General features: G+C 50.5%; 18 protein-coding genes and 3 pseudogenes. 4 read left to right on the top strand and 17 right to left on the bottom strand.

Translation table 11 applies throughout. The features are described from left to right. The 11 genes and pseudogenes from SO058_RS00375 to SO058_RS00425 form a co-directional block, all read right to left on the bottom strand. Nucleotides 1–345 (bottom strand): PrgI family protein (locus tag SO058_RS00375; RefSeq protein WP_320841032.1); only part of this gene is annotated, 345 nt, incomplete at its 3' end. Nucleotide 346: 1 nt separating this feature from the next. Next, nucleotides 347–895 carry an MT-A70 family methyltransferase gene (locus SO058_RS00380; protein WP_002604480.1) on the bottom strand — a complete coding sequence of 183 codons (549 nt, stop codon included), beginning with the start codon at nucleotides 893–895 and terminating at the stop codon, nucleotides 347–349. 10 nt (nucleotides 896–905) lie between these two features. Then, nucleotides 906–1,769, bottom strand: a complete 864-nt coding sequence (locus SO058_RS00385; RefSeq protein ID WP_002604481.1) for a VirB6/TrbL-like conjugal transfer protein, CD1112 family — start codon at nucleotides 1,767–1,769, stop codon at nucleotides 906–908. Nucleotides 1,770–1,842: 73 nt separating this feature from the next. Further along, nucleotides 1,843–1,938, bottom strand: a pseudogene (locus tag SO058_RS11085) (Maff2 family mobile element protein); the annotation flags it as partial. Between the two features lie 86 nt (nucleotides 1,939–2,024). Further along, nucleotides 2,025–3,644, bottom strand: a complete 1,620-nt coding sequence (locus SO058_RS00395; RefSeq protein ID WP_320841034.1) for a recombinase family protein — start codon at nucleotides 3,642–3,644, stop codon at nucleotides 2,025–2,027. A gap of 111 nt (nucleotides 3,645–3,755) precedes the next feature. Then, the gene (locus SO058_RS00400; protein ID WP_320841035.1) at nucleotides 3,756–3,938 is read right to left on the bottom strand and encodes a transposon-encoded TnpW family protein; all 183 of its coding nucleotides are present in this window, start codon (nucleotides 3,936–3,938) and stop codon (nucleotides 3,756–3,758) included. 12 nt (nucleotides 3,939–3,950) lie between these two features. Continuing rightward, nucleotides 3,951–4,784: an ATP-binding protein gene (locus SO058_RS00405; protein ID WP_320841036.1), complete on the bottom strand. Its 834-nt coding sequence runs from the start codon at nucleotides 4,782–4,784 to the stop codon at nucleotides 3,951–3,953. Next, nucleotides 4,781–5,542, bottom strand: a complete 762-nt coding sequence (locus SO058_RS00410; protein ID WP_320841037.1) for a replication initiator protein A — start codon at nucleotides 5,540–5,542, stop codon at nucleotides 4,781–4,783. Before SO058_RS00410 ends, SO058_RS00405 begins: the two co-directional genes overlap by 4 nt. Beyond that, entirely contained in the window at nucleotides 5,539–5,700 is a 162-nt protein-coding gene (locus tag SO058_RS00415) for a hypothetical protein (RefSeq protein ID WP_320841137.1), read from the bottom strand. Before SO058_RS00415 ends, SO058_RS00410 begins: the two co-directional genes overlap by 4 nt. Nucleotides 5,701–5,975: 275 nt before the next feature. Continuing rightward, nucleotides 5,976–7,589 (bottom strand): relaxase/mobilization nuclease domain-containing protein, encoded by a 1,614-nt coding sequence (locus SO058_RS00420; protein WP_320841038.1) that lies wholly within the window; start codon nucleotides 7,587–7,589, stop codon nucleotides 5,976–5,978. Next, a complete protein-coding gene (locus SO058_RS00425) occupies nucleotides 7,561–7,959 on the bottom strand; it encodes a plasmid mobilization protein (RefSeq protein WP_320841039.1) in 399 nt (132 codons plus the stop codon). The genes SO058_RS00420 and SO058_RS00425 overlap by 29 nt, the downstream gene beginning before the upstream one ends. A 340-nt stretch (nucleotides 7,960–8,299) precedes the next feature. On the opposite strand from SO058_RS00425, the gene SO058_RS00430 reads away from it, so the two are divergent. Continuing rightward, on the top strand, nucleotides 8,300–8,809 hold the full coding sequence (locus SO058_RS00430; RefSeq protein WP_320841040.1) for a hypothetical protein: 510 nt from the start codon (nucleotides 8,300–8,302) through the stop codon (nucleotides 8,807–8,809). Between the two features lie 52 nt (nucleotides 8,810–8,861). Here the strand turns inward: SO058_RS00430 and SO058_RS00435 are convergent, their stop codons facing one another. The 3 genes from SO058_RS00435 to erm(G) all read right to left on the bottom strand — a co-directional run bounded on the left by SO058_RS00435 (nucleotide 8,862) and on the right by erm(G) (nucleotide 10,603). Further along, entirely contained in the window at nucleotides 8,862–9,341 is a 480-nt protein-coding gene (locus SO058_RS00435; RefSeq protein ID WP_075704894.1) for an MGMT family protein, read from the bottom strand. Between the two features lie 104 nt (nucleotides 9,342–9,445). After that, a complete protein-coding gene (locus tag SO058_RS00440) occupies nucleotides 9,446–9,643 on the bottom strand; it encodes a helix-turn-helix domain-containing protein (protein WP_075704895.1) in 198 nt (65 codons plus the stop codon). 225 nt (nucleotides 9,644–9,868) lie between these two features. Continuing rightward, nucleotides 9,869–10,603 carry a 23S rRNA (adenine(2058)-N(6))-methyltransferase Erm(G) gene (gene erm(G) / locus SO058_RS00445; protein ID WP_014387027.1) on the bottom strand — a complete coding sequence of 245 codons (735 nt, stop codon included), beginning with the start codon at nucleotides 10,601–10,603 and terminating at the stop codon, nucleotides 9,869–9,871. Between the two features lie 166 nt (nucleotides 10,604–10,769). Here erm(G) and tnpA point away from each other — a divergent pair, with 166 nt between their 5' ends. The 3 genes and pseudogenes from tnpA to SO058_RS00460 all read left to right on the top strand — a co-directional run. Continuing rightward, nucleotides 10,770–11,186 carry an IS66 family insertion sequence element accessory protein TnpA gene (gene tnpA, locus SO058_RS00450; protein WP_075704896.1) on the top strand — a complete coding sequence of 139 codons (417 nt, stop codon included), beginning with the start codon at nucleotides 10,770–10,772 and terminating at the stop codon, nucleotides 11,184–11,186. After that, nucleotides 11,180–11,527: an IS66 family insertion sequence element accessory protein TnpB gene (tnpB, locus tag SO058_RS00455; RefSeq protein WP_075704897.1), complete on the top strand. Its 348-nt coding sequence runs from the start codon at nucleotides 11,180–11,182 to the stop codon at nucleotides 11,525–11,527. The genes tnpA and tnpB overlap by 7 nt, the downstream gene beginning before the upstream one ends. Nucleotides 11,528–11,708: 181 nt before the next feature. Continuing rightward, a pseudogene (locus SO058_RS00460) lies at nucleotides 11,709–11,918 on the top strand (IS66 family transposase); the annotation flags it as partial. A gap of 135 nt (nucleotides 11,919–12,053) precedes the next feature. Here SO058_RS00460 and SO058_RS00465 read toward each other — a convergent pair. The 3 genes and pseudogenes from SO058_RS00465 to SO058_RS00475 form a co-directional block, all read right to left on the bottom strand. Beyond that, nucleotides 12,054–12,182: pseudogene (locus SO058_RS00465) on the bottom strand (Maff2 family mobile element protein); the annotation flags it as partial. Nucleotides 12,183–12,185: 3 nt separating this feature from the next. Next, entirely contained in the window at nucleotides 12,186–14,048 is a 1,863-nt protein-coding gene (locus SO058_RS00470) for a VirD4-like conjugal transfer protein, CD1115 family (protein ID WP_320841041.1), read from the bottom strand. Then, nucleotides 14,045–14,533 (bottom strand): PcfB family protein, encoded by a 489-nt coding sequence (locus SO058_RS00475; protein WP_320841042.1) that lies wholly within the window; start codon nucleotides 14,531–14,533, stop codon nucleotides 14,045–14,047. Before SO058_RS00475 ends, SO058_RS00470 begins: the two co-directional genes overlap by 4 nt. Nucleotides 14,534–14,535 lie beyond the last annotated feature (2 nt).

A 14,535-nucleotide genomic window follows, 5' to 3' on the forward strand; every position in this document is an offset into this window, starting at 1 on the left:
TACCTCCTTATCTAATCGCTCCTGCCGCGCAAGGGCGGTATAAAAATTGTTGGTCTGATAAGGTCGCTCTTTGGGGCGAAGAAACTTCACTTCCACAAATTGCCGTATAATCACTTCCAGCGGTTGCCCGTTCTTCTCGTACATAGCGAGTAGGAACATGGGCAGCATGGCAAGCACCATGCACAAAGCCGCCGTTGTCGTTCCCGCGCTGTCCTTTGTCAAAAAGAATAGCGGTAGCCCGATAGCCACCGCCGCGCCGAAACAGAGTAATTGTCTTTTGGTAAGGTTGAACATTACCTTGCTCTTGATTTTGGTTAAATCCTTTGGGACGGTTACATACGCCATTTCAAACCTCCTTTCCGGCAAACCGTATGTCGCTTTTGATTTCATTTCCCCATACGTCCCAACCAGGGGTATGCTGCCTTGCAAACAGTTCAATACGCGGTAGGTCGCCCATAAGGGCAAGTATCTTTTCCCGCGTTATATCCGGCTTTTTGCTGTGCTGCTCAACAGGGGAAATAATAAATTGATGTACCTTGTTTGATTGTCGCTTCGGGTGTCCTTTGGTAGCAAGCAAGCAGATTTCCGCATTTCCTCGCGTCCAAAAGCCCAAGCCATAAAACCAAGTGGGCGATTTCCGATTTTGCTTTAACCATACAAAGGCAACGGATTTATAGGTAAATCCCCAAGCCTTGATTAACTGCAACGCTTCTTTAAGCTGCGGGAACGTCGCCCATAGGAATAAAATACAGTCCTTATCCGCAATTTCTTTGACGGGTAAAGCGCAAAGTTCCTCAATACTCATAGTGGGATAGTGCTTTTCCGCTGCGCCCTGTACCTTGCTTCTCGCGTATCTCCAAGGGGGATCGGCGTAAATGATTTTGTATTTCTTCATCTGCACCCCCTTAATGCGCGCTGAATACGGATTTTGCAAGGCTTCCCGTTTTGAAAAGCGTAAAACACAAGAGGACGGTATAGCCCATGCAAGACCAGATCGCGCCGGATATGTCATCGGTTGCTGCGATTGTCTGTATCAAAACCGCATAAATACCGACGCACACAAGAATTAGAAAAGCCTGAAAACCGAGGGCAAGCAAGGATTTTAAGTAGTTCTGTCCCATGCCGCCCCATTCACGATTTACCATTGTCGCAACGGGGATAGGGGCGATACTCGTTACAAGGTATATTTCAATCATGCGCCCGTACACCACCAGCATGATACAGATAGACAACGCTTTCATGGTAAGCCCCACAAAGAGTGATTGAAACCATAGCCCCAAAAGCCCGCCGACGCTCATAGCGTCCAGCTTTGCTTCTATATCGGTGATAACGGTTGCAATATCTATGCTTGTGTCGGATATGATAACGCCCGCGCTGTCGTTGACGACGCTCTGTGTAATGTCAAATACGCCCATGACGATGTTCCAAGTATTTGTTACCAGCAGCACCGCAACAAAGGTTTTGAAAATCCACTTGAAGAAAATCCAAGTGTCGAGATCGTGCAGATTGTTTTTCTCAATTACAAGCTGGATTAGTTCGTAGCACATGACAAAGGTAATGATAACGCCCGCAATCGGCACAATGACGTTTTCCGATAGGCTGCGTATCATATTGAATATGCCCGCGTTCCACCCGGCGGGGGTTGTGCCGACTTGCGTTGCGATTTCTCCAACCTCTGTATTTACGCTGTCGAACAGCCCGGAGAGATTAGAGAGTATTCCGTCTGTCAAAATGCCGCGAAACCAATCTTCAATCATCTGCCATATCAAAAGCTAATCCCTCCTTTCCCGCGCCCTCCCGCGTGAAGCGGGAGAGCGCGGCGGGTAGTGTTAGTTTGTGGCATTATCCAAACAGGCCGGAGAGCAGCGGGACAAGGGTAAGGCCGATAAGGGCAACGCCGCCGCCCGCCATCAACTGTTTCATGCCCTGCGACTTTGCTGATGTGTGATAAAGAAGTAATAGAAGTGTAAAAAATTTTGCCGTTGCTATCCGGCACCTGCGCACTGTGCCGGATAGGTCGGGCGTTAGGCTTCGGGCAGGTCAATCCTGCCTACAAAGCTGTAATAAATCTCAATGTCCTGCCTGCGGGTGCCGTTCTCGTCATAGCTGCACTCATGCACAACGATTTTCTCAATCATTTCCCGCAAGAGGGTGGGGGTCAGTTCCTCAAAGGCAAGGTGCTTGCGGACAATCCCCATAAATTTCTCGGCGTTGACCGTTGCCGCCTGCGACTTGTCCAGTTCGGCTTGCAGGGCGGCGGCTTTCTCTTTCAGTTCCGCTTGCTCGGCTTCATAGTCCTGTGACAGTTCCATGAAACGCCCATCGCTGATTTTCCCCGTCACATTGTCCTCATACAACCGTTTGATGATACGGCTGATTTCAGAAATGCGCTCCTGCGTCTGTTCAAGCTGTTTGGTGGCTGCGGCGGTCTTTCGCTTGCCGCCAATCTCGTTCTGCTGGATAAGCAGCTTCACAAAGCGGCTTTCATGTTTGGCGGCGTATTCTGTCACCTGCCGGAGATTGGAGAGGACACCCGCCGTCAACAGGTCGGTGCGGATAAAGTGCGCCGTACAATCGGCGGTGCGCTTCTTGTAGCTGCCGCAGATGTAGCAGTCCTGTTTCCGCTTGTCCGTCTGGTATCGCTGCTGGTACATCACCCGCCCACAGTCGGCGCAGAACAAAATCCCGGAGAACAGCCCCACTTCATCATAGCGGTTGGGACGTTTGCGCTGCTTGCGGAGTTCCTGCACCCGTTCCCATGTTTCCCTGTCAATGATAGGTTCGTGGTGGTTCGGGAAAATCGCCTGCTTCTCAATGGGATTTTCCACGCTGTGCTTGACCTTGTAGGACACCTTTTCCGTCTTGAAGTTTACCAGACAGCCCATATATTCCCTGTTCTCAAGGATATGCACAACGGTATTGGTCGCCCATTTGCACTCATAGCCGGGGTGGTAGCGGCGGGTGCTGCCTGTCCGCTGGTATTCCAGCGTCCCCGGCGTGGGGATTTGCTGCTCGGTCAGCATACGGGCAATCTTGGTCGGACCGTTCCCGGCAAGGCAGAGCTGATAAATCTGCCGTACCACCGGGGCGGCTTCCTCGTCTATGATGAAGTTTTCATTTTCGTCCATGAGATAGCCATAGACGGCTTTGCTGGTAACAGGTTTCCCACTCATTCCTTTCGACCTCTTTACTGCCCGGATTTTCTTGCTGGTATCTCTTACCAGCCATTCGTTAAATAAGTTGCGCAGCGGGGTAAAATCGTTGTCCATGCCGCCATTTTCGCTGTCTACATTGTCATTGACAGCGATAAAGCGGACGCCTTTCTGCGGAAAAAGCATTTCTGTGTAAAATCCCACTTGCAGGTAATTACGCCCCAACCTCGACATATCCTTGACGATGACTGTTCCCACTTTCCCGGCTTCAATGTCCGCAAGCATAGCCTGAAAACCGGGTCTTTGGAAATTTGCCCCAGAATAACCGTCATCAGTGTACCAGCGCAGGTTGGTAAAGCCATTCTGCTTTGCATAGGCTTCGAGTATCCGTTTCTGGTTCGATATGGAATTACTCTCGCCTTGCTGCAAATCGTCTTTGGACAATCTCGGATAAAGGGCGGTGATTAGGTTTTGGGTGGCTTGTCTTATCATAAAATCCTCCGTTTCCGACAGCCAGCCCCACTATTCCGTAGCTTCATTGTACCACAGGCGGGGGCTGGCTGTATAGCGGCAAAAGTGTCAAATCTGCTTCTTTATGCCCGGTCAAATCGCCGGTTTTTGTGTAGCGGCTTCGGCTTGCAGCACCTTTTCCATTTTGTCGGCGGCGGTTTCGGTGCTGTCCTGCTTGAAAAAACCGGACACCACGAGGACGGAGTTCCCTATGCGGATTTCCGTCACGCAGTCGGGGCGGCGGTCAGGGGTGCGGATTGGCTGTTTTTCTGTCATAGGCGGCTCCTTTCACTCGTTTATCAGTTTTTTCAGTTCTTCCAGCTTGCTCTGCGCCATGCCCTTGCGGAAGTTCCCGCCCGTAAAACGGACAGGGGCGCACATTTCTAGCAATCGGTCATAGATACGGGCGTGGGCGGTGTCGGTTGGGTTCTGGATTTCCTGCAAGGTGAGGTTGGTGGTGACGATCAGCGGCCTGCGGCTGCGGTATCGGCTGTCAATCACGCTGTAAACCTGTTCCAGCCCGTAGGCGGTGTCACACTCCATGCCAAAATCATCAAGGACAAGCAGCGGATAGCGGCAAAGGCGGGAAATGTACTCGTTGCGCCCCTTAAAGCTGGCGGCAAGGTCGTTGAGGATTGCGGCAAAATTCGTCATGCGGACGGGGATTTCCTGCTCCATGAGGGCGTTGGCGATACAGGCGGCAAGATAGCTTTTGCCCGTCCCAACGCCGCCCCAGAAAAGCAGCCCCATGTTTTTCTCTTTCATGGTTTCCCACTTTTCTGTATATCTGCGGGCGATGGCGGTCTGTGGGTTCTGCCCGTTGTCGTTCTCAAAAGTCCAGTCCCGCATGGCGGTATCGGAAAAGCCCCGGCGTTTCAAGTCCTCTACGGTGTCAAGGTGTCTGCGCCGCTGCTCGGCGGCTTCACGCTTGATCCGCTGCGCCCTCTGGCAGTCGCACTCTGCCGGGTGGCGGTCAAGCCCAAACAATGCTTTGCCCTCCGGGAAGTAGGCTTCTTTGGGCTTATGGCACTTGCCGCAGTATAAAAGCCCGTCCCCGCCTGTGTAATCGCCGTTTTCCGGCTCGGTATCGGGTAAAATATTCATATCTTCGATTTTGTTCATAAACTTTCTCCCTCCTTGCAGGTGTAATCGGGTATGCCCTGTTTCGGGGCGGCCTTTTTGTCATTTTCCGCCCATATCCGTAAGGCGGCGGCATAGTTCTGGTAGGTTTTCCCGCTGGCGGCAAGGTAGCGGCTCATTTCCTCAATGAACCGTTCCAGCCTGTCCGGGTATTCGGTTTCCAGTTCCGCATACTCGGCTTCTGACAGAAAAATATTCTCATATCTGCCAAACGGCTTGTGCGGCTCTCCACTCACTCCCATTGTTTTGCTCTCTGTAAGGTTGTTTATCGTAAGGTTGTTAGGGGTCGGTTTTCCGACCGTCATAAGGTCGCTTTTCCGACCATCAGTGGGTCGGTTTTCCGCACTTATGAGGGTCGCTTTTCCGGCTGTCACAGGGTCGGAAATCCGCACCAATGGCGGCAGCTTCACATACAGGCGGTTGGCTGCGGAAAATCCCGTCCGTTTCCGTTCCAGTAGTCCAGCTGCGTCCAGTTCGTTCAGGGCGGCTTTGATGGCGGTCTGCCCCTTATCCAGCGTGTCGGCAATCTCCGCTATGGGATAGACGATGAATGTCCTGCCGCTGCCGTCCTGCCAGCCGTTCTTCTGGGAAAGGGTGGTACGGTCTAACAACAGCGCATAGAGCAGCTTGGCGGTCTGGGAAATGTCCATTTTCAGCAAGAACCGGGGGTAAGGCAGATAGGGCGGCAAGCCTGTGTCCAGCCCTACATAGAGCGTTTCCTGCGTGCTGTCCGGCTTCATGGCTTCGCCCGCTTGGAGAGGAACGGCGGGCACTCGATGATGACAGCCCGGAAACTCTGCTTGCAGGTGCGGCGGCACTTACGGCAAAGGGGGTTGTAGGTGATACGGTTGCGCTCGTTAAGGAAGAACGCCCATTCTTCCTTGCGCTTCTTGCTCATTCTCGGCATGGCGGCTCCTTTCTGCCGCTTCTATCGGGGTAACGGGATAGGCGGCGTTTGGTGTATGGTTTCGGTGTCATTTTCGGGGATTTTCCCCTCTGTAAGCCCCTTGGAAAAGGCGGGTGGTATTGCGGATAGGGGAAGATATAAGGGGCGGTTTTGTCAAAGTTCGGTATCATTTCGGGGCGGGTTTCAGCGGTCAGTTTCCCATGCGAAAGGGGTCGGTGAAATGGCGTACCCTTTCCCCGGTAGCGGTGGAACAAAACGGAACACCCTTACCGCTCCCAATCCCGGCGCACCTCTTTTGTCCGTTCCTGCCGGAGCATGGCGGCAAGGTTGGACTGGACTTTCAGCAGTTCGCCCACTTTGGCTTTCTGTTCCCGATACTCGGCGTAAAGCCCGTTTTTTTCGGAAATCAGGGTTTCATTTTCCGCTTGCAGCTTGGAAACGGCGGGCAGCTTCTTCAAGCCCTGTTCCCGGAAATACCGCACCGCCGCTTCGTACAGCGTCAAGTCGGAACGGTGCTGCTCCCGGTACTGTTCCGGCTTTTTGGCGTTTTTCAGCCCCTCATGGGCGGGCCTGGTCTTGCGGTAAACGGAGATCTGCCGCATGAGTTCCTTGTTGGCGGTGATTTTCGTTTCCAGTCCTTTCAGCCTTTCCCCGGCGGTATGCTGCCCGGAAATGGCGGCTTCAAGGGCTACGTCCACTTCTTCGGGGCTGGCAAAGCCATGCTCGGAAAGGAAAGTCATGGTCTTTGCCATCTGTTTGAGGTTAAAGATTTTCGCCCAACGCTCATAGCCGATACCTTTTCCCTCGGCTCGCTTGGCGGCTATATCCACAAGCCGCTGCGGGCTGTCGGGGTTCGGGGCGGTTTTTGCGGTTTCTGTCCGCTGTATGCCCCCGGACACCTGCGGCTGGTGCTCCTGCCTGTCCTGCGCCTTTGCGGCCGCTCTATGGGCGTTCTGCTCCAAAACGGCAAGGACGGCGGCTTTGTCAAAATCCGTCCCCAGCTTCCGGGCGGTGATGGGCTTCGTCCTGTCCGGCGTGAGGTAACTAAGCCGCCCCCGGCTCTCCTTGACGGTCACGCCCTCCCGCAATAGGAGAGAGGAAAACTCGTCAAAGCTGGCGGCGGTGGAAAGGGCTTGGCGTATGGTCTGCCGCAAACGGTCTTTGTCGGTTTCAAACTTAGTTGTCCTCGGCGTGATACCCCCGGCAAGCATAGCAGTGTTTTCCTTATCCAGCTTGGCTTGCCCCTTGCGCTTCGCCCAGTATTCACGCTCGGTCACTTTGTTTCGGCTGCCGTTCAAGAGGTCGATTTGGTAAAGCCCCTCCCGGTGGCACATCTCCATGACTTCGCTGCGGAAATACCGCATGGCTGCGGCGGTGCAGCGGTGCTTGTCCCCGGCTCTGGTGTCGCTTGCCCTGTCCATATAGGGCTTGCGCTCCACCCCGGCAATCCGCAAAGAATTGATAACGATATGCACATGAATGTTTCCGCTGTGGTTGTGTCCGTCCGGGTGGGTGCAGACAAGGGCTTGGTGTCCGGGAAAATGCTCTTTGCAGTAGGCAAGCCCCAACGCCTGCGCCCGGTCAACGGTCAGCCCATTGTCGGCTGCGTCCCTTGGGTCAAAGCTGATGATATAGTGGTGGCTCTTGATGTCCTCCCGTTTGCTGTTTTTGCCGTATCGCAGATTTGCCCGGATACAGGACAGGGCAAAATCTTCCCCATCGCAGTTCAGCGTGTCCAGCCGGTAGTCCTGCCGGGGGATAAGCCGCCCCTGTTCATCAAGGGTGGGCTTCATGGTAAACTCGTCATGCTCAAAGGTCAGGTAGGCTTCGGCGGCTCCGTAGTCGGCATTTTTAGAGGGGATATGCTTTATCGTTGCCATAGGCTTCACCTACCACTTTCAGCACCTCGAATTTGAGGGCGGCAAGGTCGGAAACGGCGGCTCTCACTTCGCCCGATAAGGCGTTGTAGGGTGCGCCGTATTCGTTGAGATACCGGGCGATCTGGTTTAGGTTGCTGCCGATTTTCCCGTACTGCGCCACAAGGGAAGATACGGCGGCAAGCATTTCCTCGCTGTGGGCGGTCACCCGGATAACGGGGGCAATCCGGCTGTAAAAGACAGCCTGCCGGATATACTCGGACTGGCTCATGGAGAGGACAGAACATTTATCCTCAAAGGCTTTACGCTCGTCCTCGGTCAGTCTTGTTTTGACAACACATTTCCGCTTGGGGGTGTTGTACTGCTTTGACATAGCTGTGAACCTCCTTTCACACTACAACGGACATGATTTTCAAAAAACTTGGCAGTGTCCGCAAAAAAAATTTTTTCGGGGTGCTGCGCCCTCTCACTAATAGGAGAAAAACAGGGTGCAAAGCGGAACTGTTTTTGAAAAATCCGGGAAAATATTTTCGGGGGATTTTTCGGCGGCGCTTATGGGGCGCCCCGCAAAGTCGCATGACTTTGTGGGGAGAGGACGAGCGACGGAATGAATGAGTTTTCGCACTCATGCGGAAACGAATGATATGCAGTCCGCGAGGACGACAAGGCGGGTTTGGGGTGGCAACCCCAACAAGTATCTGACCGGGGGACAAATGAGCGAAAAGCGAAATTTGGCACACTGGTCGATACTTGCTCTAAGTAAGCCGCAGACTGGCCCTGTCCGGGCTTTTCCGTACATAGAGCGAACAGGGCGGGGCTTTCAGCCCGCTGTTCGCTGCCTTTTTTCTTTCGCCAATATTACTCCGCAGAGGGGCTTTGCTACCCGCTGGCTGCGCTATTTTTCTTTTCCGCTAAAGATACATTTGAAAAGCCGTCAGCTACCCGCTGGACAGAGATTTTTCAAAATTTCTTTTGCCTTAGTAATCCGGGAACGGGGATTTTGGCAACCGGCGGGACAGAAAAATTTTGCTTTCACTTCCTACAACGGAGAGATTTTGAAAATGCCAAATATCCGGGCGGGAAAATTTCTCCCCTCATTTACTACTACAACCGGCAGGGGGCAAAATGGCCGGGAGCCAGAACGGGCAACAAAAAAAGCAGCAAATCTTTTTCAGACTTACTGCTTTCGCTGGTCGCCGGTGGCGGCTGGTATTCAGTTTTGAAAGTTTAGGGCTGGCTGGTATGACGATAACGCGTTTAGCAAATAAAAACTTCTCATCTCAAATCAAAAAGAATACTTTCATAGTCCTTTACAAAATACTTTATATTTGTGCGTCCTTTCTGAATAATTGTGTGGCCTTCCGCTTCCAACTTTTCCTTTTGTGCCTCTACACCGCCGGGATATTTTGCGTTCAATTCCCCGTTTGCCTTTAAGGTTCGCCAATACGGGGTTTCATCTTCAGAACGCTGGTAACTCGCCCATGCTGCAATAGATACAAAAATCCCGGCTGTAATAGGCTCTGTGAAATCCGCTCCATTCAGTTTAGCAAAATATTCACGGATTTTTCCGACAGTGATTACTTTGCCATAAGGAATTAGTTTCATCACTTTATCATATTCGATTGGTGGGGCAAAATACATTCTGCTTCCGCCATATTTCTCAATGCTTTTCTGGTCGGTAATAATCTGAAATTTAGGCATATCCTTGCTATCATGTAGCATGGCATTAAAATCTTTTTTATCTTCATTCGCCATCTCTCAACACCTCCTGCCTTAATTATAGTGGAGCAGATTATTCCATGCAATGAGACGGTTTGAAAATCAGCTTGATTTTTTTCTTGTCTGACATTGGATATAACTCAACGGTCAAAGCGAAATTTGAACAGCGCGGCAATGAGCCGCTGCTTCACATAGTCCTCCACCTCGGAGTTGACCTGTCCGTTTATTTTGGAGAAGTAGCGGATATATCCGGCGTAGTGGGAAAGAACCGTGTCGATTGCGTCCGGGTCGCCCTCATGGGCTTTAACGATTGTTTCATAGGGGAGAAGTTTACTCATGGTCGTTTCCCTCCATGAGCTGGCTGGAGAGGACAGAATGAATGTCATTTGAGTACGTCCGTTCTCGGAAACATATCCACTTCGCTTTTGGCACTATCGGTATACGGGAACATATCCAATCTCTCTCTGGAATGTATACCATACTTTTAAAAGGCAGAATAGCATTTTAACTTATGCTACCCTACCTATAACTAAACATTTACAGTTGCATGTGGCCTATTGTTTTTAGCCGTTAAATATTTTATAACTATTAAATAGCGATACAAATTGTTCGAAACTAATATTGTTTATATCATATATTCTCGCATGTTTTAAAGCTTTATTAAATTGATTTTTTGTAAACAGTTTTTCATACTCTTTGTTAACCCATTTCATTACAAAAGTTTCATATTTTTTTCTCTCTTTAAATGCCATTTTTGCTGGCTTTCTTTTTAATACAATTAATGCGCTATCCACTTTAGGTTTTGGATGGAAATAATACCTAGGAATTTTTGCTAATATAGAAATATCTACCTCTGCCATTAACAGCAATGCTAGTGATCTGTTTGTATCTAATAACCTTTTAGCAAAACCATATTCCACTATTAAATAACTTATTGTGGCTGAACTTTCAAAAACAATTTTTCGAATTATATTTGTGCTTATGTTGTAAGGTATGCTGCCAAATATTTTATATGGATTGTGGCTAGGAAATGTAAATTTCAGTATATCATCATTTACTATTTGATAGTTAGGATAATTTAAGAGCTTATTACGAGTTACCTCACATAATTTAGAATCAATTTCTATCGCCGTAACAAAATTACATCTCTTTACCAATTCAGCAGTAAAATGACCTTTCCCTGCACCTATTTCAAAGATGTTATCTTTTTCATCTAAACTTATGCAATTCATTATTTTTTCTATGTGATATTTTGAAGTAATAAAATTTTGACTATCTTTTATATTTACTTTGTTCATTATAACCTCTCCTTAAAGGTAAGCGCCTAATATAAGGGTATCTGTTCGCTTGGTCATATATTTGCCATAATAGTAGTAATCACATATGCCAGCATTTTACTCTATGATCCGGCGCTAGGATCTAGCAGTAAGCAAGCATTTTACTACAATTATGGAGGTTACATTTATGCAGACAGAAAGACGAACTGCCGATGAGCAATACCGGCTCATCATGGAATGTCGCAGCAGCGGACTAAGCGATTTTCAGTGGTGCAACGAGCACGGGATCAAACCCGGTACATTCTACAACTGGGTCAAGCGGCTTCGCAAAAAATCCTGCTATGATATTCCGCCGGCAACAGGCCGGGGAGGCTATAAGCCTTCGGAACAACAGGATGTTGTCAAACTTGAAATCGTTGACCAGCCTGTTCTGCACGAAGAGACACCACAGCTTTTAAGCGTGCTTCCGGATCATACGGATACAAACTGTATGGAAGCAACTGCTGAGATCAAACTCGGCTCCGCCCTGATCAGGATTTCAAATGATATAGATCCGGCACTTTTAGCACAGATCATCCGGTCTGTGGGAGGTGCATCATGCTAGGCGACATTACAGCTGCAACAGATATTTATATCATTTGTGGCTACACCGATATGAGAAAATCAATCGATGGTCTGTGCGCCATCATCAGAGACCAGCTTCACTTTGAACCGGAGCATACCACCGCGCTCTACCTTTTCTGCGGCAGACGCAATGACAGGATAAAGGCACTCCTTCATGAGAATGACGGTTTTGTGCTTTTATATAAACGCCTCGATCATAACACCGGAAAATACCGGTGGCCACGTAACCGTGACGAGGTGAAAACCATTACATGGAGGCAGTTTGACTGGCTCATGTCCGGTCTTGAGATCGAGCAGCCAAAGGCAATAAAAAGTGCCTGAAACGCTTGATTTTTCTAGGCTTTTGCACCTGTTTATGGTACAATAGAAGTATCAAAAAACGGAGCAGAAGACCATGCCTTCAGGAGTAAAAGATATCCAGCTCTTAGAGCTTAAGGATACAATCTCACAACTGAATAAAACAATCAGCACTCAGAACGAACTCATAAGTTCATTGCAGAAGATGCTGGAAGAACGCAATGCGAAGGACAGTGAAAAAGACCTTCTGATCGCGAATCTCCAGTCTCAGCTTGCGTATCTTAAGAACAAGGTCTTTGGCTCAACCAGTGAAATACGCCATGACCAGCTGGACGGACAGCTGAATCTGTTCGGTACACCCGTCGGTGATGAAAAGCCTGCGGAAGTGATCGAACCGGAAGTGATCAGCGTCAAGGGGTATACCAAAGAGCGGAAACCCAAGGCAACCTATGATGACAAGTATAACTCTGTGCGCTCCATTTGTAAACATTTTTTTACGGATATAGTAGGACTGTCTATCAAATTTTTCTGTGTTTCTTTACGACACATGAGCATTGGAGGCAGGGTTGTCCTGCCCGTAACCTTCCAGAAGGTTGATGCCGCCCCATACACACAGGCCGCCGCCTAGGGCGATCACCAGGGTCTGCAAAACATCGATAGCGTTTGTAAAGAAATCCATAAATCACAGTTCCTTTCGTTCATTTGAATTGTTGGGTTGAAGGTCGGTTGCTTTCAATTCGTACAGATCGAAAGGCTCGTCCAGCTTCACAATAGCCGGTCTGCGTTTCATGTACCGTTCAATGTCAAAGATGTTTTTCTTGTCGGCGTCGGCAAGGTACTTGTAGCGGGGATGCTTCGTTATATCAAACTTGTCGCTGAAAAACGGCCGCACCCCTCGAAGCTGCAAGATGCACTTGTTTCCGTCCATCGTTGCGATCTCGTCCTGGGTCATCAGCTCCTTTCCTAATTTCTGATAGTTGAGGCCGTGGGAAACCTGGCTGCCCCGGTTCTCGGATTGGTTGAAGCTGTCGATGGTCTCCTTGCCCAGCAGCTCCGAGATTTCTTTCAGGGTGGATTTCTCCTTGCCTCCCAAAAACAAGGTGGTGTCGCAGTTGCCCACAATGGTATCCGCGGCGTCCTTGTAGATGGTTTTTAACTGGCTTTGGGACTGCAAAATAATAGAAGCCGAGATTTCCCGGCTTCGGATGGTGGCGATCAGCTTGTCGAAATTGGGTATCTGACCGATGTTGGCAAACTCGTCGAGAAGAAAGCGTACATGGACGGGCAGCCTGCCGCCGTACACATCGTCTGCCTTGTCACAGAGCAGATTTGTGAGTTGGGATTGCAGAATGGCGATGACGAAGTTAAAGGTGGTGTCTGTGTCGCTCATAATGAGGAACAGCGCCGTTTTCCGGTCGCCCAGGGTGTCCAGCTCCAGTTCATCATCTGACATGACCTCCCGCAGCTCCGCAATATCGAAGGGGGCAAGGCGGGCACCGCAGCTCACCAAAATACTTTTCAAAGTTTTGCCGGCGGCTAATTTGAACTTTCGGTATTGCTTCACGGCGAAGTGGTCCGGGTGCTCCTTCTCCAGCTTGGAGAACAGAATATCCACGGGCGACTGAAATTCCTCGTCGTCCTCTCTGGCCTCCGATGCGTTGATAAGTTCCAGCAGCGTGAGGAAGTTCTTTTCCTCCGGCTCCGCCTCATACCAGATGTACCCGATCAGGGCGCAGTACAAAAGGCGCTCGGCCTTCACCCAAAAATCCTCCGAGGATTTTTCCCCGTCGCCTTTGGTGTTGGCGATAATGACATTGACCAGCTTCAAAATATCCTTTTCGCTGCGGATGTAGGCGAAGGGGTTGTACTTCATGCTCTTTTTGAAGTTGATGGTGTTGAGGACCTTGATGCGGTATGGCTCATAAATGACCTTCCCGCGGGCGTCCCGCATAGGCTTTCCGTTCTCGTCCAGCTTGGGGGCACCCCGCCGCAGCATCGTTCCCACCTCGGACAAAAGCTGCCCTTTGGGATCGGTGACCACATAAGAACTGTGCATCTGCATGATGGAGGGCTTAACGAAGAACCGGGTCTTGCCGCTGCCACTTCCTCCAATGACCAGGATGTTCTTGTTCCGGGCGTACTTGGGGTTTTTCGGGCGGCTGGACATGGTGAGCTTTTCTGTCCGGGTCAGAGGGATGTTCCAGTCGGGGACCGGATCGACATAGGGGGCAATATCGGCCGCTGTGCCCCATCGGGCGCTGCCAAACTCCATTCCCCGGCGATATTTCTTTGCGTTTTTGCCTTTGGCGTACACCGCCAGCCGGATGATGACCGCCCCGGCAATGCCCACCAGCAGGTCCATCGGATGCAGGCTGGGCGCCGCATAAGAAAACGCCTCTGTAAAGCCTTGGCTCAAATGCAGGAACTTTTCAGAGGCGTCAAGGCCGGGTGCAAGGCGCACCGCCTGGCAGAGCTTATCAAAGAGATATACGAACAGCAGATACGGGAGATTGAGAATGAGGGCTTTTTTCCAGGTATCCGTCATAATTCCACCTCCCGGTCTTTGGTCTTGACCTTCTCCCGCTGGTGGTGCTGGGCTTTGGCCTGCTGCTTCGCCTGCTCCAGCTCCTTGCGGATGGAGGGCTTTTTCTCTTTCTCCAGGTTCTTTGCGGAAAACTCCCGGAAGGCCGCCGTAATGACGTCGACATCCCGGCCTTTGAAGAATACCAGGTAGCGGGGTATCTCGCCGCTGGTATCCTTTTTCAGAGCGAAGTCAATGCCGTATTTCTTGGCGGTGGCGGAAAAGGCCCGGATGTTCTGGTCGGTGATCTCGATGTTGGAAACGCCGGTGTTGTGTTTCATAAGCTGCCGAAGGGTCTGCTTACCGTGGTGCAGCTTGGTTTTGTGGCCGGTCACTCCTTTCTGCATATCGTCCAGCACTTTTTTCATGGCCTGTTGCAGCATCCCGGCGGAGAGCTTGGTAGCCTCCACACAGAGGGCAACGGTGCGCTGGGTGACTTCTTCCTGCATGA

This window comes from Agathobaculum sp. (genome assembly GCF_034098985.1).
Lineage (GTDB): Bacteria > Bacillota > Clostridia > Oscillospirales > Butyricicoccaceae > Agathobaculum.